Annotated in this window: 18 protein-coding genes and 1 tRNA gene; 9 read left to right on the top strand and 10 right to left on the bottom strand. The window is 63.2% G+C overall.

What is annotated here, in order from left to right:
- Positions 1–103 precede the first annotated feature (103 nt).
- Both BKG76_RS04375 and BKG76_RS04370 read left to right on the top strand, forming a co-directional pair.
- A complete protein-coding gene (locus BKG76_RS04375; protein ID WP_070936288.1) occupies positions 104–994 on the top strand; it encodes an alpha/beta fold hydrolase in 891 nt (296 codons plus the stop codon).
- Positions 991–1851, top strand: a complete 861-nt coding sequence (locus BKG76_RS04370; RefSeq protein WP_070936286.1) for a sulfite exporter TauE/SafE family protein — start codon at positions 991–993, stop codon at positions 1849–1851. The genes BKG76_RS04375 and BKG76_RS04370 overlap by 4 nt, the downstream gene beginning before the upstream one ends.
- Here the strand turns inward: BKG76_RS04370 and BKG76_RS04365 are convergent.
- From BKG76_RS04365 to BKG76_RS04345, 5 genes are all read right to left on the bottom strand, one after another.
- Positions 1778–2974: an MAB_1171c family putative transporter gene (locus BKG76_RS04365; RefSeq protein WP_070936284.1), complete on the bottom strand. Its 1197-nt coding sequence runs from the start codon at positions 2972–2974 to the stop codon at positions 1778–1780. The two genes, BKG76_RS04370 and BKG76_RS04365, sit on opposite strands and share 74 nt — an antisense overlap.
- Entirely contained in the window at positions 2971–3489 is a 519-nt protein-coding gene (locus BKG76_RS04360) for an ImmA/IrrE family metallo-endopeptidase (RefSeq protein WP_070936283.1), read from the bottom strand. The genes BKG76_RS04365 and BKG76_RS04360 overlap by 4 nt, the downstream gene beginning before the upstream one ends.
- A 2-nt stretch (positions 3490–3491) precedes the next feature.
- Positions 3492–3971 (bottom strand): transcriptional regulator, encoded by a 480-nt coding sequence (locus BKG76_RS04355; RefSeq protein ID WP_070936282.1) that lies wholly within the window; start codon positions 3969–3971, stop codon positions 3492–3494.
- Positions 3972–4056: 85 nt separating this feature from the next.
- A complete protein-coding gene (locus tag BKG76_RS04350; RefSeq protein ID WP_070936280.1) occupies positions 4057–5898 on the bottom strand; it encodes a fatty acyl-AMP ligase in 1842 nt (613 codons plus the stop codon).
- 345 nt (positions 5899–6243) lie between these two features.
- A complete protein-coding gene (locus tag BKG76_RS04345; RefSeq protein WP_070936278.1) occupies positions 6244–6507 on the bottom strand; it encodes a hypothetical protein in 264 nt (87 codons plus the stop codon).
- Positions 6508–6725: 218 nt separating this feature from the next.
- On the opposite strand from BKG76_RS04345, the gene BKG76_RS04340 reads away from it, so the two are divergent.
- The 4 genes from BKG76_RS04340 to BKG76_RS04325 all read left to right on the top strand — a co-directional run bounded on the left by BKG76_RS04340 (position 6726) and on the right by BKG76_RS04325 (position 9164).
- Positions 6726–6799: transfer RNA gene (locus BKG76_RS04340), tRNA-Leu, on the top strand.
- A gap of 206 nt (positions 6800–7005) precedes the next feature.
- The gene (locus tag BKG76_RS04335) at positions 7006–7311 is read left to right on the top strand and encodes a WXG100 family type VII secretion target (RefSeq protein ID WP_070936276.1); all 306 of its coding nucleotides are present in this window, start codon (positions 7006–7008) and stop codon (positions 7309–7311) included.
- A 3-nt stretch (positions 7312–7314) separates the two neighbouring features.
- Positions 7315–8595 carry an NlpC/P60 family protein gene (locus BKG76_RS04330; RefSeq protein WP_070936275.1) on the top strand — a complete coding sequence of 427 codons (1281 nt, stop codon included), beginning with the start codon at positions 7315–7317 and terminating at the stop codon, positions 8593–8595.
- On the top strand, positions 8592–9164 hold the full coding sequence (locus BKG76_RS04325) for a hypothetical protein (protein WP_070936274.1): 573 nt from the start codon (positions 8592–8594) through the stop codon (positions 9162–9164). Before BKG76_RS04330 ends, BKG76_RS04325 begins: the two co-directional genes overlap by 4 nt.
- Positions 9165–9374: 210 nt before the next feature.
- Here BKG76_RS04325 and BKG76_RS04320 read toward each other — a convergent pair whose 3' ends face one another.
- From BKG76_RS04320 to efeU, 5 genes are all read right to left on the bottom strand, one after another.
- The gene (locus BKG76_RS04320; protein WP_070936272.1) at positions 9375–9752 is read right to left on the bottom strand and encodes a hypothetical protein; all 378 of its coding nucleotides are present in this window, start codon (positions 9750–9752) and stop codon (positions 9375–9377) included.
- Positions 9749–10303 carry a hypothetical protein gene (locus BKG76_RS04315; protein WP_070936270.1) on the bottom strand — a complete coding sequence of 185 codons (555 nt, stop codon included), beginning with the start codon at positions 10301–10303 and terminating at the stop codon, positions 9749–9751. Before BKG76_RS04315 ends, BKG76_RS04320 begins: the two co-directional genes overlap by 4 nt.
- 310 nt (positions 10304–10613) lie before the next feature.
- The gene (locus BKG76_RS04310) at positions 10614–11894 is read right to left on the bottom strand and encodes a Dyp-type peroxidase (RefSeq protein WP_070936267.1); all 1281 of its coding nucleotides are present in this window, start codon (positions 11892–11894) and stop codon (positions 10614–10616) included.
- Positions 11894–13117, bottom strand: a complete 1224-nt coding sequence (gene efeO / locus BKG76_RS04305; protein WP_236737520.1) for an iron uptake system protein EfeO — start codon at positions 13115–13117, stop codon at positions 11894–11896. Before efeO ends, BKG76_RS04310 begins: the two co-directional genes overlap by 1 nt.
- Positions 13107–14681: an iron uptake transporter permease EfeU gene (efeU, locus tag BKG76_RS04300; protein ID WP_236737519.1), complete on the bottom strand. Its 1575-nt coding sequence runs from the start codon at positions 14679–14681 to the stop codon at positions 13107–13109. The genes efeO and efeU overlap by 11 nt, the downstream gene beginning before the upstream one ends.
- A 357-nt stretch (positions 14682–15038) precedes the next feature.
- Between efeU and BKG76_RS04295 the strand changes: the two genes are divergently transcribed.
- Genes BKG76_RS04295 through BKG76_RS04285 form a run of 3 tightly spaced genes read left to right on the top strand, consistent with a single transcriptional unit; the run spans position 15039 to position 17463 of the window.
- Positions 15039–16244, top strand: coding sequence for an FAD-dependent oxidoreductase (locus BKG76_RS04295; protein ID WP_070936262.1), 1206 nt, complete (start codon positions 15039–15041; stop codon positions 16242–16244).
- 26 nt (positions 16245–16270) lie between these two features.
- A complete protein-coding gene (locus tag BKG76_RS04290; protein WP_070936861.1) occupies positions 16271–16843 on the top strand; it encodes a DUF4389 domain-containing protein in 573 nt (190 codons plus the stop codon).
- Positions 16840–17463 (top strand): class I SAM-dependent methyltransferase, encoded by a 624-nt coding sequence (locus BKG76_RS04285; RefSeq protein WP_070936261.1) that lies wholly within the window; start codon positions 16840–16842, stop codon positions 17461–17463. The genes BKG76_RS04290 and BKG76_RS04285 overlap by 4 nt, the downstream gene beginning before the upstream one ends.
- Positions 17464–17465 lie beyond the last annotated feature (2 nt).

Genomic DNA, 17465 nt, shown 5'->3' with positions numbered 1-17465 from the left:
TTGAGATATCAACTCAAATTCATAACGGTGAGTTGATAAGGCGCAGCGCCGCGTAGCCCGGATCAGCAGATGTGCGATTAGGTGCGGAAGGTTTGGTTTCCTCGTGTCAGCTTCCATATCGAAGGCCGAAGTGCGCGAAATTGGGTTCTCCGAGTCAGGTTTCGTTCGACGGCCCGATCCGGATGGCGCCGCGGTTGCCTACCGCACATATGGGCGCGCGCGGCCGGGTACGGCCGACGTAGTGCTGGTGCATGGCAGCTTGCAGAACTCGGGAGTGTGGTCGAAGTATGGCTACATCACGCAGCTGTCCCAGCAGCACCGAGTGATCACCGTCGACGTGCGTGGGCACGGTGCGAGTGAGAAGCCCGCGCATCCCGCCGGCTATGCCATCGCCTCGTCGGCGCGGGATATCTGCGCGGTACTCGATCACCTGGATATCCATCGGGCGCATTACATCGGCTACTCGCTGGGCGGGCGGATCGGTCTCACCGTGGCCGCCACCGCTCCCGAGCGGCTGACCTCACTGGTGGTGGCGGGGTCCTCGCATCGGCCGCAGCGCGGTGCGGTGGACGTGTTGATCTTCCCGAATGCCATTCGCGTGGTTGAAGAATCCGGGCTGACGGCTTTCGTCGAGGGGTGGGAGGCGCACCGCAACCAGCCCATGGGGTCCGGGTTTCGGGCGACGATCGAGGCGCTGGGGCAGCACGGACTCTCGGCCTTGTTGCGTCAGTGGGATGACGAACCCGGCGTGGCCGAAGAGGTACTGCTCCAGATCGAGACGCCCACCCTATTTTTCGCCGGCTCAGAGGATCCCATGCGACTGGCCGAATCCCGGGAGGCCGCGGTGCGGATGCCCCGCGCCTACTTCGCCTTGCTGAACGGCTGTAACCACGGGCAGACGGTGACGATGCGTCAACGGATCCTGGACCGTGCCGAAGCGTTCTTCCGGTTGTCCGAATTCTCCGATATCGAGAAGCTCCGGGTGGCCGGATGACCGAACGTCCGGGGCTGCCGACGCTGGCACGCATCGGCGTGCTCGGTGGCGTGTCGGGCGGGCTGCTGGGTGGCGGCACCGGCGTCATCACCGTTCCTTCGCTGGCGCGGGCAACCACCTTGAGCCGGGCCGTCATTCACGGGACGTCGACGCTGCCCAACGTTTCGGCGGCGATTGCGGGCAGCACGGTTTACGCGTTGCACGGTGCCAAGGTTGATGTGGTGGCCGGTGCCGGGCTCATGGCCGGCGGCGTGATCGGCGCGGTGGTGGGGGCCAAGCTGGTGGCGCGAATCCCGGAGTGGATTCTGAAGGCGCTGTTTGTGTTTGTGTTGCTTGCCACCGCGACCAAGCTGCTGTTGAGTGCCGCCGGGATAGACCCGTCGGCGGGTGATGCGCTGCTGCCTGATGGCGTGCTCTCACATGTTCCATCGGTGGTCGCCATCGGGGCCGTCGTCGGATTCGTGGTCGGTGCGTGGTCGGCCGCGCTGGGCCTGGGTGGCGGGCTGTTGACAGTGCCGGCGATGCTGGTGCTGTTCGGTTCCGAGCTGCACGTAGCGGAGGGCACCTCGCTGATGGTGATGCTGCCCAATGCACTTGTCGCGGCGACCACGCACCTGCGGCAGGGCACCGCCGATGCTTCGATCGGTTTTCGATTGGCGGCATTCGCCTTGCCGGGCACCGTAATCGGTGCGCTGTTGGCGCTGGCGCTCAATGCGCGCTGGCTCGCGCTGGTGTTCGGCTCCTACCTGGTATTCATCGCCGTCCGCGAGATCGTCCGGGCCGTCAGGAACGTCCCAAAGCGTAGGGCGAAGAAGCCAAACCCGGGCCCAGTGCCTCAGGTGTGTGTTGGCGGTTGATCTGCGCAAGCTCGCGTGAGACGTCCAGGAGCCACCGCAGTTCCTCCTTGCGGTTGGCGCCCGGAACCTCGCCGATGATCTTGGTGCCCGAGTATTTATCGTTGCGAGGCGCGGTGCGCTGTTGCTCGATGGCCGCACGGATCTGGTGGGCGGCAGAGGTGATGGAGATGCCCGCATCAGGCTTCGTGAGGTACGGGCGGATCGCGCTGAGGCCGTCGCGAATCTCGACGATTCTGCGGTAGAGCCGGTAGTTGTGGTCGCCGATCGCGGCGCTGGGTGGTGCCAGCGCGATCTGGGTGTTGCCCTCGTAGAGTGCGGTCCACAACGGTTCGAGCTGACGATGCCACAGGTAGGTCTGGATGCGTTGGCGTGCCGAGGAGACCAACTGCGAGAGCGATGGTCCCGCAAGGCCTATCACGATGAGTATCTGCCCGATCGTGGCGGCCAGCGGGGCCAGCCGCTGCCAGGAGAAACTGTCGTTGGTGATCATGCCGTAGATCGCCGAGTGCGCCCGCATGATGCAGAACGCCAGGCACATGGTCGCTCCGGAGGCGGTGAGCAGCATGCTGCGCCGCAGCCATGCCACGTCGTGAAAACGGGCGTACTGCAGGCATTTGATGATGATCAGGAGGGCACCCAGGCCGTAGGTGATCAGATAGATCAGCATGTATGCGACCCAGGCGGGCTTGTTGCCGTGCGATGAGTAGAAATCCTGGGGGAGTTCAGAAGTGGGCGCGACAAACCAGCAGAGAATCAGTGCGCCGCCGATGACGACGGCCATCCCGATCCACAGCCGGACGCGCTGGACGGCGCGCGGACCGGACTCACCCCAGAAGGTGATGACGGTGAGAACGCAGGCGGTCCACGCCATGCCGCCGGACAGGTTCAAGACGAGCCGGCCCATGTTGTGCACGCCAACCAGATTGTCGAACTTCTCGTACACAGGTGGAGTCGCCAAGGTGACAGCAATCCCCTTGAAGAGGAAGGACAACAACAGCGCCACCGAAGCGGGCGGTCGCACGCCCGAGCGCAGCATAGCGGCGGCGACAACCACCACGGCGCCGAAACTGAAGACGGCCGCGACCGAATACGCCACGGCGGAGTCTTCGAAAACTGACGTCACGGCGCCGCCGGCAAGCCTTCCAAGGTCAGCGATGCCAGGATGCGTCGCAGATTGGCGTTCGTGACGGCGATCGGACGGTGGCTGTCAGGGCTGACCCGCTGGCCCATCATGGAGGCCAGCATCTCGGCTTCGACCTCTTGGTCGTCCAGATACGTTTCACGACAAAGGACTTCAGCGAGCTCGCGCTTGCTGGAACCGGTGTGCCCACACATCACGTGGCTGAGCTCGTGCAGGATGATGTGCTCGCGATGCATGGTGGTGGTGTCGCTGTCGTACACCACGTAGTCGGTGGCGTCGGTGCGAACCAGCAGGCCGTGCACCCCGCTGCCGGAGAGGGCGTAGGGGACCAGCTGAATATCGCGCTCACTGAGCTCGCTGGCGCGGGCGCGGATGTCTTCGACGGTGGTCAGCGACTCAAGCCCAAGGTCGGCGAGCTTGCGGGCGCACTGCTTGTGGATGGCCTGAAGTTCGCGAGTGGACCGTAGATCGGTTGTGACACAACGCATCTTCGGCATGATTACTGCCCGTTGCTGACCGAGTTGTCCACTGTAGGCAGGCCCTGGAGTGCGCGCACGTGATCAAGCACCGCGGCGACGGTCTCCAGGCTCTGCTTGTTCAGGCCGATCGCGCGCAACGCGATCAGCTCCACCTCGTCGCGCGTGGTCTCATCCAGCGCGCCCAGGCGCTCGTCGAGCGAGTAGGTGCGCTCAGGATCAGTGAGGACCGATAGCGGAACCCGGAAGAAGTCGGCCAGCGCGCCGAGTAGGTCGATGGCCGGGCGGGCGCGCTTTCCGGTGCGCAGCGCCGAGAGATACGCGCCGCCGACCTTGATGCCCGGGTCGGCTTTTTTGATGCCGTTGGCCACCTCGTCATTGGTCCACATACGGCCGTCGGGCCGCCGATGCGACTGGAACAACGCATTGATGCGGTCAGCGAGGTTCGCATCGGCGGATTTGGCGTCCTGGACGGACGCCGACGGCGGGCTCGTGGTGGCCATTGAGTAAGTCAAACACCGATGTCGTCAGCCCTCAACGCGAGGGGGCGGACAATCAGTGTGATTCAACGCACAGTTGAGGCGTCGATCAGCTGTACACGCCGGCGAGATACTCCGTCTGGCAGGCGCGGCGCGCGAGCTTCCCGCTGGTGGTGCGGGGAATCGCACCTGCGGCAACCAGCCGGACGTCGGCCACGGGCAACGCGTGCGTGCGGGAGATCGCGGCCCGGATGGCCTCCACCACCGGCGCCTGCTCCACCCGTCCCGAGCCGGGCGCCCGTTCGGCCACGATCACCAGCCGTTCGCTGATGTCGGCGATGGCGGCCTCGGCGAGCTGATTGGCCGCGACGGAGAACGCCGCGACATAGCCGGAACGAACCGCGGACGAGGCCTCCGAGGCGGTCGCCTCGATGTCCTGCGGGTAGTGGTTGCGCCCGTCGATGATGACGAGGTCCTTGATACGGCCGGTGACGTAGAGGTTGTCGTTCAGGTACACGCCAAGATCCCCGGTGCGCAGCCATCGGCTATCGGCGGCAGTCCCGGTCGCGTGACTGTGCTGGGTGAGCCGTGAATTCAGCGTGTTGCGGAAGGTGTCTTGCGTTTCTTGGGTGCGGCCCCAGTAGCCGCGGCCGATGTTGTCGCCATGCAGCCAGATCTCACCGATTTCTCCTTCGGGGAGTTCGCCTCCGGTGCGCGGGTCCACGATGGTCAGCCATTGGCTGGAGATCACCTGGCCGCAGGAGACGTGGGGGACCGCCGTGGGTGCGTCCGGTGAGACGGGCACGGCGCGGTCTTCGGCCAGCTGGTCGCGGTCCAGATAGATGACGCTGGGGCGTGCGTCGGTGGCGATAGTGGCGACGGAGAGCGTGGCTTCGGCCATGCCGTACGACGGTTTGATCGCGGTGGCCGGAAATCCGTAGGGGGCGAAGGCCTCTGTGAACTTCTCGATCGCGGAGATGGTGACCGGCTCGGATCCGTTGAGCAGGCCCGCGACATTGCTCAGATCCCAGGTCTCGCCGGCCGGTGGGCGGCCACGCTGGGCGGCGAGTTCGAAGGCGAAGTTCGGGGCGGCAGCGAACACTCGCCCGAACGCGGATTCGGTGGCCAGTTGTTTGACCCAGCGTCGAGGGCGTCGCACGAAGGCTAATGGCGACATCAGGGTGATGTGGCCGCCGCACAACGGGGGAAACAGGATCATGATCAGGCCCATGTCGTGATACAGCGGCAGCCAGCTCACGCTGCGAATGTTCTGATCGAGGCCGCCGGCCAGGATCATCTGCAGCACGTTCGTACAGGCCGCCCGGTGGGTGATCTCCACGCCGGCGGGGGTGCGGGTGGAGCCCGACGTGTACTGCAGGTACGCGAGATCCTCGGAGTCGAGTTCGGCGGGGATGAATGTCGCACCGACCGAGTCCGGCACCGCGTCGATGGCGATGACGCGCGGGCGCCGCCCGCGAGGAAGCTTGCGCAGGAACGCGTTCACCGATTCGGCGGCACTGTCGGTGGTGAGGATGACCGACGGGGTGGCATCGGCGAGCACCGCGTCGAGGCGTTCGGTGTGGCCGGGCAGCTCGGGGGCGAAGAGTGGAACCGCGATGTTTCCGGCCTGAATGGCTGCGAAGAATCCGATGACGTAGTCCAGGCCCTGCGGCGCCAGGATCGCGACGCGATCACCCGGCTGGGTGACCTGCTGCAGGCGGGCGCCGATCGCGCGCATCCGGGTGTCCAGCTCCACCCAGCTCAGTTCGATGGCAACGCCGTCATCGTCGCGCGTGAAGTCCAGGTAGCGGTATGCGGCGGTGGCGCCGAATTCAGCGATGTTGTGTGCGAAGTTGGAGAGCAGCGTGGTGCCGGGAGGAAGATCGATCGAGCCCTGGGCGTCGAGATAATCCTCAATTCCACTCTGGCGAACCGCCACTGCATCTGACATATCCAACTCCCGACTCACGATGGAAAACACTACCTGCGCTAACTAAGGAATCTCTTTGTTCGCAGGTGACCCGTCGTGTGAGGAGCGGGCGGCAACGTTCAATGTCGGCGATCGCGCGATCTGGTGACGAATCACCACCAGAACTCGATCGAATTCTGGTGTTATACAAGGGGTATCACTAACCGCTTGAGAGTTTCAATGTGATCCAGGGGTGTGTCGCATCAGGGTGTGACATTGGTCGTACGGATTATTGCGGCAGCGGACTTAATGCCGCCGCTGTGTGGCAGGCGATCCACTGCACCGGACCTGCGCGGCGAGGTGTAGCCGCTTTAGGTCGGTGGATACCTAGACCGGAGTGCCGCGACTAGTGCCTGACTTCTGAATCAACAGGTCGTCATGTTCGTGCCGTCGACAAGCTTCGACGAATGGGATCGCGGCAGACTTGTTGCCCACGAACAGTTTGTATTGTTCCGTGTCGATGGCGTAGTACTCCTCGTAGTCAACGAGCCCGTTGCTGACCGGAATCGAGACGTAGTAGCGGCCAGAATCGGTCTCCACGCCAACGGAGTATCGGTCTTCTTTGGAGAAGTAGACGTCTTCAAATCTCATCGATGTCCACCGTCGTTCTGTATCTCCGTGATCTCCGTGGCGTTGCACCCGCTGCGAGGCATACGTCCACCGTCAATGAAATCTGTGCTCCAGACGACGCCAGGCCGCTCAGGATTACAGCAGCGTCTGGTGGAGGCACTCCGCCACAGTAGGCTTCGAAGGGTTTGGAATGAACGCGCTCGGTGTTTAACCGAGGCGGACATGGCCTGAATCTGGAAGCCCCCATAGCCCAATTGGCAGAGGCAGCGGACTTAAAATCCGCCAAGTGTCGGTTCGAGTCCGACTGGGGGCACAAGATTTGGGCAGGTAGGTGGGTTAGCGGTGTCGGGGAGTGGTCTCGATAACCCCTTCACCCCGGCGTCACCCGGTGTGTGGAGGGGTGCAAGTTCTGCTAGCTAACACGAGCACGGCGGGATTCTGGAACCGATCGTGGACCAGAAAGTTGGCTACGGCGTATAGTTCGGCCTAGCTGCACTGCTACCAGTCAGGGGGAACTGAATGCCTGGGCCGTTGAGCGTTGACCCGGAGATTTTGTATCAGCAGGCGAACAAGCTGCTGGATCATGTGGAGACCCACCGCCAGGACCACACGGGACACGATGCTGATCTTGCGGAGCTGGCGTCACGGTGGCCTGGGGTGGTGGGTTCGGCGATGGAGGAATTGCGAACTGGGTGGGATGAGCGGCACGAGGTGATCCGCAAACACATTGGTGAGCATGCGACTTGGATACTTGAGGCCGCCACCAAAGTTGTTGGCGTCGATGACGACAGCGCGGGCCGCTTCGGCAATACCGGGAACGCGTGACCGATGGCGAAGATCGGTGACATCAGGCACTGGAAGGTCGAAACCTTAGAGAAGCTGTTTGATACTGCCACCGCGAAGGCTGCTAGTTTGCGTCGTCTTGGTGAGGGTATGGAGCAGGTCGCTAATGACCTATCTACGTGGGGCGGGGTTACTGCTGAGGCATGGCAGCAGAGTGCGGGCAAGGCTCGGGTTGATCTGGGCGACAATGCAGATGCGGCCGAGAAGGTCGTTAAGGCGGTCAAGCCTGCGATAGATGATGTTCGGGATGTGACGAACAAACTCGGCATTCTCGATCAGGAAGCCGAGGGGTTCGGTCTGAAGATCACCGACGACGGCAAAGTTGTTGCCGCGCGCCAAGTCAAGGACACTGAAAAGTCGCTCCAGGACGAGCACATCGCTGCTTTACAGAAGCAAGTCACCGCCCTGGAACAGCGTGCAACCCAAGTTGAGCAGGAAATCGCAGCCGCTCTGCGCACTGATGTCACCGATGCACCGCCCCCACCACCAAAGCCTGGCGATCCGTCTATCAATGCTTCCGCCCCGGTGGGAGGACCGGACGGTAACCCGCCTTATCCCAACGGCGAAAAGCCCACCATGATCCCCGGCGCGAAGACCATCCCTATGGCTGATAACCCGCCAGGCTGGGATCCCAACATGGGGCCTGGACCAGCACGCGATCAGGCATGGAAAGACTACTTATCCGGTAAGGAAGCCAATGGTGCACAGCGCGCCAGTGGTGTGCCGCCCGCGTTCCTGCCGAAACCCGAAGCCGTGCAAGACAAAGCTCTACGAACTATTGGTGCCGCCGGACGCCAGCAAGGCGTCTCCTACGCCTGGGGCGGGAACCAGTCCCCCGATGGTCCCTCACGTGGGCATGGGGAAAAGGGCACCGGAGCCGACACTTACGAGGACTGGAACCGTATCGGGTTCGACTGTGGCGGGCTGGTGCGTTACTCGGTCGCTCAAGGCGCAGGAGTGGACCCATTTACGATGGTAGACAGCGACACCCGGATTCCGGCTAACGTCCCGGGAACAGACCGGATCGACCACAGTAAATACCTGGCCCAAGTGCCAGAAGGACTCTCGCATGCACAACCAGGAGACGTGCTGGTGTTCGGCAACTCCGGTCACCAGGCATTCACCGGCACCGACACCCACCACACCGGCATCTACCTCGGCAACGGCGTCGTCATAAACGCACCCCAATCCGGGGAACCGGTCAATACCGCGCCGCTCACTACATGGGACGGGCAACCCACCGACGTGTTCCGGGTGAAACCATGACCAAAACTATCGTCGGTGCAATCCTTGCGGCGACAAGCTTGCTTGCCGGATGTCAAACACATTCCCAGACAGCCGAACCCACACTCACCCCCGTCGCTACAACCACCGTCACGGACACCCTGGGCGTCATCCCACGCTTCACCAACGACATTTGGCCTGCCATCAACGTCTACAACGGCGCACCGGGACAAAACAGCCCTGGCGATCGGCAGTTCATAAAGATCAAAGCCAAGGACATAGGCCAGGACGCTTCCCGCAGGCTTGAGGAGGCGGCACGCAAGCTAGGCGTCGTTCAGGAGGGGGGCCAGGTGCAGCCGCATATCATGCGTGACGGACAGGGTTTGCGTCTAGCGGACGTTGCGTTGTCTGCGCTGAATTCGCCTTCTGCGGTCTTACAAGTGTGCTACACCTACACCGCCGATACTCGGCGGACGATCAAAGACCCTCCCGACCTAAAGCCCTTTTCCTCCGAGGCCACCGTAGAGCTGCGCAAGACGGATAACTGGTATCTGTACGCGATCACGAATGATCATGTGGTGCAGGGTTGCCCGGCTTCACCCAAGGTCTAGGGTGCCTCAGTCGGGGCGCAAAAACCCCGTCCCGGCTGAGGCGGTAGTCCAGGGATAGTAGGTGGGATGGCGATGGCACGCCGTTACCTAGTCCCTGGACTGGTTCATGGGTTAGTTGCCGGGTGCGCTGCGGTCGCGGGCGCTTGGCCGGCCAGCACGTGGGGTGGTGCCGCGGTACAACATCGTCAGTCTTTTTGGGCGCCAGGCGAATTAGAAGGCGGGTGGCTCCGGGATGTCAAGTTCGCTCAAAGCCTCGTTTAGCGCGTCCTCTTTCGCCTTTGTCAATTTTCCGTGTGCGACAAGTTGGTACAGCTCACCAAGCTCAACGTTTGTGCCGAATACATCGTCTTCAAGGCGTTCGACCAAGGTGCCGTTTGCATCGTAAAGTTCGAAAATGTATGGGCGAGTTCCATCCCCATCTCGGGAGTAGATTCGCATCGATGTTCGCTTAAGGGAAAGTTCATAGGTGTCTTTACCGGCGCGATCCCACATAGTCTGGTCGGCCTGTATGGCAGAGCGAGTTCGCTCTACGAGCCCGTCGATCAGGCCCTGTAAGCGTTGATAGTAGTAGGCATCCGGGGTGCTCACTTGGGCTCCTTCACCGTGTTTTGGGCTGTCAACGCGCCCAAATTTGCTGTTACACCTGTAATGGTCTTACGCACCCGGCCAGTGGCCTGAACCCAGTCTGTCTCACCCTTGAACGCAAGCAGCTTTGGCTTCAGATCTGTCACGGCTGTCACTGATTTCTGAATGTCAGTCATTGCTTTCGCCTCGGCTTCGATTGACTCGTCAAGGTACTGACGGCAGGCGCTCGCATGCCAGCGCCAGTCTTGCAGCAGGTGGAGCAGCAGTGTCAGATTTTGGTCTTGGATTGCCCTTTCAACTGCGTCTTCGAGGCTTCTTAGCTGGGGAAGTAGGACAGTGACGGACATGGTTTTGAATTGCGACCGTGCACTCTCGGCGGCGAACTTGGCAGCCTCTGCGGCGGTCTTCGCTTCGCCCGCTTTTACCTCGGCTCGGTCAGCTGCCCTCTTAGCTTGGACGATTTGGAAGATCGCGACGAGAAACCCAATTAGACCGAGCGGGATCGCCAGATAGAGATTGGACCACTCGAAGAAGTCTCTGATCAAGCGCTCCACCCCCTTTGGTCTCCAGGATCTTACTCACTGCCGCTCCCTGCCCGGCGTTCTTCGGCTAAGCGCTTCGCCCCGGCGACCGCGGGCGATATGGGGCCGTACTGAAGGCGTACCGCTACCGTACCGGCAACGACCTAATATGTTCCCTTGCAGCGGTTTTACCACCTTCTGCGTACCTGTTTCGCCTGGTCGCCCTAGGCGGCCCGTCCGTTCTTAAAATCCGCCAAGTGTCGGTTCGAGTCCGACTGGGGGCACCAGCGTCGTCACCGTGAGAAGTCGCTTTCTTCCCTTGGTCGCCGGTCCCGCAACAGTTTTAGTCGAACAGCGGCTGCGCTACGTAGTGGCCGGCCTCGGGCGCCGGTGGGACGGCGAAGACCGCTGAACCGATGTGGCGTATGTATTCGTTGAGTAGGTCGTAGGCGCCGAGCCGGTTCTGAATGTCGACGAAATGCCGTGGATCGTTCTGGTAGGAGATGAACAGCAGCCCTGCGTTCAATTGGCCATCGGCGTCGAGACCGTCGGTGTAGTTGTAGGAGCGGCGACGGATCATCACGCCGTCGTTGTGTTCGTGGGCGGCCAGCGCGATGTGAGCCCGGGGGTCGATAACCGGGGTTCCACTGCCGTCGACGGCAGCGAAATCGGGCGTGTCTGTCTCGGCCTTACCGGTCAGTGGAGCGCCGGTTTCCTTGCTACGCCCAAAGATCTGCTGCTGATTGCCTACTCGGTCGGTGTCCCATGTCTCGAGCAGCATGCGGATCTTGCGGATCACCTGATAGCTTCCGCCGTTCATCCACGCCTGATCCGAGCCGCTGACCCAGACGAACTTCTCGTACTCTTCCTTGGTGGCAACGTTGCGTGTTCCGTCTTTGAACCCCAACAGGTTTCGTGGTGTCTGCTGCCCCGGACCCGCAGAGGCACGGCCGAATCCGAGCACCGCCCAGTAGGGGTAGACGGTGCCACGTCCCAGGCGTGCCATATTGCGGGCCGCGTGATAGCAGACCTGCGGATCATCGGCACACGCCTGCACACTGAGATCGCCACCGGTGAGCTTGGGGTCGAGGTTGTCTCCGTTGAGCACCGGAAGATCGCCGAATGCCGCGGGCTTGCGTGCGGCCAGCCCGAATCGCTGACCGAAGACTGACGGTCCCAGACCAATCGTCACCGTCAGGCCGGCTGGGCTCAGCCCGAATGCCTCACCGGTGTCGGCCGGGGGCTGCACCTCGACGCCCGGCTGCACTGCGCCAATCGGTTTGCCCTGCTGTAGCACCGCCGCGGCCGCAGACCAGCGTGCCAGCAGAGACTGCAGCGCACGCCGATCCGCGGAATCGGTGAACCGGAATGTCATGACAACACTGTGGCGCTGCGGCTCGGTCTCTACCCCGCCCTGATGGACCTGCCCGTAGTACGGATAGGAATTGGACAGATCGATGTCGTCGTCGGCAGTTTTGTCCGATGCGAGCGCCCAGCCGGTGGCGCCGCCGGCGGCCGCGCCAACAGCGAGACCGCCCAGACCACCCCACAGTGCGCCCGAGAGAACACCACGCCTAGACACCCCCGCCGCGGCGGGGGTGTCAGGCACGTCGGTATCGGACATCAGTTCGCCGACACCACCTTCTGGGCGACGGCGGAAAGGCTCTGGTGCAGCGGTTGGATGACGGCGGTGAGCTTGGGTGCGTCGGTTGCCCGCAGTTCCGGTGTCCACGTCTTGTAGCCGCCGAGCGCCGACGGGTCGCGGTAACCGTCCAGGGTGGTCAGCACGGCCTGGAACTGCTGATCAAGCTGAGCCACAAGGTTCGCGTCGATCTTCTGGAGACCTGGGCGCAGCGCGGCATAGGCCTGCTGGGCTCCTTCGACATTGCCTGCGAAGTCGACCAGGTCGATATGGCTGAACGCCTCTTCCTCGCCGGTGATCTTGGTGTTCTGCACTTCTTCGATCAAGTCGGCGGCGCCGTTTGCCAAGTCCTCCGGCTTGTACTGCAACGTATTTACCACGGAGACGAGCTTGCCGACGTTGCCGATGAGCTCGGTGGAGAGTGCCTTGGTGTTGGGCGTGATGGCATTGCCCTGCCAGAGATCCCGTTCGATGGCGTGGAAGCCCTTCCAGCCCACCTTCGCGTCCACCGGTGTCGACTCCCGCATGTCGATGAGGTAGTCGAGGTTGCCGGCGTTGTCGTCGACCGCGAAACCTGGCAACACGAAGCCGTCGACGTTGGATTCGGACCTTTCGTAGAAGGGCCGAGCCTTGGCGTACGCAGTCTTCGCCTGCTCCAGATTGCCGGCCTGGATGGCGGCGTCGAGCGCTTTGACGCCCGAATTCAGCTGGTTGACCTGATCGGCTATGTAGGCCGCATAGGTCTTGGTGCCGTTGGACAAGATGGTCTGCACAGTGCCGGTAGGAGCCGCGGCCGCCTGTCCGGTCACCGCAAAGTCGACGTACTCCTGGGCCGCGCCCGGACAGTAGAGCTTGTAGGAACCGCCGTCGAGGGTGATGGTGAACGACACCGGATCCAGGCCCGGCGCCAAGTTCTCTTTCTCGCCGACGATGCGCTGGTCTTTGAGCAACTCCACCTCGGTAAGGCTGGGCGCGCTGGTGTTCGTCACCTTGAAGGTCACGGGTCCGGCGGGCACGCTCGCGGTGTCGAGCTTGCAGCCGTCCTTGCCGTCGTCGTTGGACAGCGTCACAGTCACCGTGTTGACGCCGTTGCCGCTGGTGGATGCGCCCGCGGCAGAGGAGTCCTTGTGCGAGCTACAACCAGCCAGTGCCATCGCCGTCGCGGCGGTCAGCGCCGGTGCGCAGAGCAGCAGGTTACGAGACATCGACCTCGTCGAGGGGGGCGGGTTCGTCATTGCTTGGTTGCCTTTCTTGATTGCTTGCTGGGGAACTGCGGGCGGCCCGTATGGCGAGCGTGGCCGTGACAACTGTCGCGGCGGCCAGGAGGATCGGCAGCCACACTCGCCACAGCGCTCGCTCGGCGCGGTCGACGGCGAGATGGCTGACAGTGGCGGCAGCCGCACTGTCTGCCGACACATCGCTGCTCCAATCCGTGCCCATACCACCGACGCTGACAGTCTTGGCTGCACTCAGGCCGCCGCCGCGCAACACCGCAATACGATTGCTCTGTGCCTGCGCGCTGATAAGTGAATTCCCATTACTGGCAACCGAATACGATGTAGTTGCGCTCCAGGTGACGTGGAACGGGCCGGGCGCGCGAGTGGCGCCCAGGCCGATCGGCAATCGACCACCGGTCAGGGCGGCCAGTTGTTCCAATGACACCGTAGTGGTGTTCACGCCTGGCTCGGTGGGGACTTTCGCTTGCCACACTTGCATTTTGACGCCGTTGAGGTCCTGTGTGCCTGCGGCGTCCAGATGTACCGGGGCGCCGTCGTTCACCGTCAATATGCGGGCGTCACCGTCCGGCCGCAGGCTCACCAGGGCGCTGCCGCCGTCGGCGCGAACCACTGTTCTCGTGGGTCCCGGCGGCGTTTCACGCTCGGCGGGCACCAGTATGGCCAGCGCCAGCGCGGTAGCGCTCAAGCCGACCGATGCCGCTATCAGCACGTTGCGGCGCCCACGGGGCGATGCGGCGAGCTTCGCCGGCCACAGGAAAACCACCAGCACCGGGACGGCGTACAGCAGCCAACCCAGTACTTCGATCAGGCGCGGATCTGTCTGGATGCCGAACATGCCGGTGATCAGCGCACCCAGCAACGACTGGGCCGGCATCCAGGACGAGAAGTTGAAGACCTGCTGCTGACCGATGTTGACCCAGCCGGCTTCGTGTGCGGTGCGCAATGTCCCCATGACCAGCCCGGCCGCGATGAATACCAGGAATACACCGGTGACGCGGAAGAACCGTCCTAGGTTGAGTTTCAGGCCGCCGAAGTAGATGCCAACGCCGACGGCAACCGCGACCGCGATACCGGCCAGGCCCCCGAGGAGCGCCATCCAGCGACTGCCGTGCGTTGCCTGCGCGGCCGCCAGCAGGAACACCGCCGTTTCGAACCCCTCTTTGAGTACCGCCAGGAATGCCATAACGGCAAGCGCCAGGGAACCGCCGGAGTTGATCGCCTGTACGGTTTCCTGCTCCAGCTCACTCTTCAGGCGAAAAGCGTTGCGGTTCATCCAAATGATCATGGTGGTGACGAACACGACTGCCACTGCGCCGATAACCGTCTCAAGCATCTCCTGCTGTCGTTGAGGCAGCGACGCGGACAGTAGATCCAGGCCAACGCCGACCGCGATGCTCAGGACAACAGCAACCACTACGCCGACCATCGCCGGGCGGACTGATTTGCCGTTACGCACGAGGAAAGCGCCAACGATGCTGACTATGAGGGTGGCTTCCAAGCCCTCGCGCAGACCGATGAGGAACGTGCCCACAAAGATGCCCTGCAGGATTGCTCCTTACGCCAGGCGCCCGAGCCCGGGCGAAGTAAAGCAAGGGTAACCTGCATCAGCGAACCGTGTAAACGGCCAGCTATGGTGCCGTCAGCCCGCGCCTATCAGCTCTACTGCCGGGCGAAACCACACCGACTGTGCGACGACCATACTCACAAACCAGCATTCGCTAGCGGTGGCCTCGGAAGCCCCGGCAAGGTCAGACGGGTTGGGTGGTGGTGCTGTCGATCAGGTCGCACTGGCTCACATTCGACGGGGCATAACCTGTACAGCGGGCCCGCCACAGTCATACATTGAGCCGTGGAGCCAAAACGGCTCACGAGCCGACCCACGGGGCTGATGCCAGCAGCGAAGGCGCCGTCGTTGCGGGTCCTGGTCGTCGGCGCCGGTGTTGGCGGAATCTCCATCGCGCGGGGGTTATTGCGCGACGGTCATGATGTCACCGTCTACGAGCAGCGTCCGGACGTACACGCCGGTGGTGGTGCGGTGACCATCTGGTCGAACGGCGCGACGGTGCTGAGGCAGCTGGGCGTGGATATGGACCGGGCCGGCCAACAGCTGTCCACCGTGCGGGTTATGACGTCGACGGGGCATCCGCTGGCCACGTTGGACGTGGCCACGATCGCCAACCGGCTGGGCGAGCCGGTTCGGATGGTTCCGCGTCATGTCCTGCTCGATCGGTTGCTGAAAGACTTTCCGGCGGAACGTATTCGGTGCAATGCCCGCGCCATCGGAGCGGTGGCCAACGGCGACGGGGCGCGGGTCGAGTTCGCGGATGGCAGTGTGGCCGAGGGAGACCTGGTGATCGGAGCCGACGGTAGGCATTCGATGGTCCGCGATGTCGTCGGCGCGGGGCACGGGGAACCGACCGGCTGGTGCAGCTGGCAGGGACTGGCCGCCTTCCCGAACGGCGCCGACGAGCGCGTCGCCTTCGTCGTCATCGGTGAGCGCGCAAGCCTCGGCCTGTGGCCGGCCGGAGGCTCCGAGGTGCAGTGGTGGTTCGACCTGCCCTGGTCGCCCGGCTTTGTCAGGCCGGCACGCCCGATCGACATGATCAGGTCCACGTTCACCGGATGGTCCGAGCCTGTCGACCGAGTGCTTGCGGCACTCACCGACGATGATCTGGCCCATTCGCCCTATCCCCATTTCCGGCATCCCATTCCCCGGCCAGGCCACGGCGCGCTGACCCTGCTCGGCGATGCGGCCCACACCATGCCGCCCACCCTCGCGCAAGGGACCAACCAGGCACTGCTTGACACGATGGTGCTGTGCAAGGCGGTTTCGGAATTCCAGCGCGGCGCCAACACCGACCTGCCTGATGCGCTGCGCTGGTATGAGAAAACCCGTCGACGCCGTGCTGCGGCCGTGTCCAGGGTTGCCTCGCTTCAGGTTTCGCACGGAGAGGCCGTGCTGAGGACGGCGGCGATGGTCTCGGACCGTTTCATGACGTGGGCACTAGCGACGTTCTTACAGTCGGTGAGTCACCGCCGGATGGCCGCTGACATCAACCGGGCCCTAACCACCGACACAGCCTGCCGGCGGTGAGGGCGATGCCTGCCGACGCCGTCCGTGTGCGAGGCGCGATCGACGGGCCCTCGCGCTGGCTCTTTATCGTCAAATGGTGTGTGCTGGCGGTCCCGCACTACCCCATATTGATCGTCCTCTATGCGATGTATCCGGTGCTGACCGTCGTCGCCGGTATCGCAATCTTGTTCACCGGCCGATATCCGCGGACCATCTTCGACGTCAACGTCGGGGTGCTGCGTTGGTCCTGGCGGGTGATGAACTACCGGTTTCCGATGAACAGCACAGATAGGTACCCGCCCTTCACGCTTGCCGCGCGGCCCGACTATCCCGGCGAACTCGACGTCGACTATCCGGGACAACTCAGCCATTGGGCGGTGCTGGTGAAGCTGCTGCTGGCGCTGCCGCAGATCATCATCTGCTGGGCCATGGAGCCACTGCTGCAGGTTCTGGCCGTGATTTCCGCGGTGCGGTTGTTGGCCAGAGGCACGGTGTCGCAAGACATGTTCGACCTCCTGATGGGAATCGTGCGGTGGCGTTACCGGGTGGCCGTGTACGTCTCGTTGATGTGCGATGAATATCCGCCATTCCGCATGGAATTGGGCGGTGGCGGAACGTGAAGCACCGTAACCCGTTGTTCCCCTATGTATATCGGCTCGGCATGCCGGTATTCGACCGACTGTTCTATCGCCGGTACCGGCGTGAGGCGATGAGTCTTGCGACCGGCCGGCTGCTGATCGTGGGTGTTGGCCCGGGAACCGACCTCATGTTTCTTCCTCCCGCGGTGACATCGGTCGCGGCGGTCGAACCGGAGGCGGCGATGCGTCGGATGGCCGGCGCCCTTGCCCGCCGCCGCGGCGTTGACGTCGACATCCTGGATGGGGTCGGGGAGTCGATACCATTCCCGGACAACAGTTTCGACTCGGTGCATGTCGGGCTGGTGTTGTGCTCGGTGGACGATGTGGCCGCGACCCTCGGCGAGATCCGGCGGGTGCTCGTCCCGGGAGGCCGCTTGGTGGTCCTCGAGCATGTCCGCGGGGACGGCATCATGGGGCGGTTCCAGGATCTGATCGCCACGCCATGGTCGTGGCTTGCCTCCGGGTGCGAGCCGAACCGCCGGACCGTCGAAGCGATTGCCGCCGCCGGATTTGACACCAGGGGACTGCGCAACGTTCGGCGGACCCTGGTGCCGCCGCCGTGCACACCTCACTTGCAGGGCGTCGCCACCGTAGTCGAGTAGTG

Origin of the sequence: Mycobacteroides franklinii (assembly GCF_001853795.1) — a bacterium.
In the GTDB taxonomy this organism is placed as follows: Bacteria; Actinomycetota; Actinomycetes; order Mycobacteriales; family Mycobacteriaceae; genus Mycobacterium; species Mycobacterium franklinii.
Note: the sequence above shows the minus strand (reverse complement) of the source record. Positions and strands in the feature narration are given on the sequence as shown.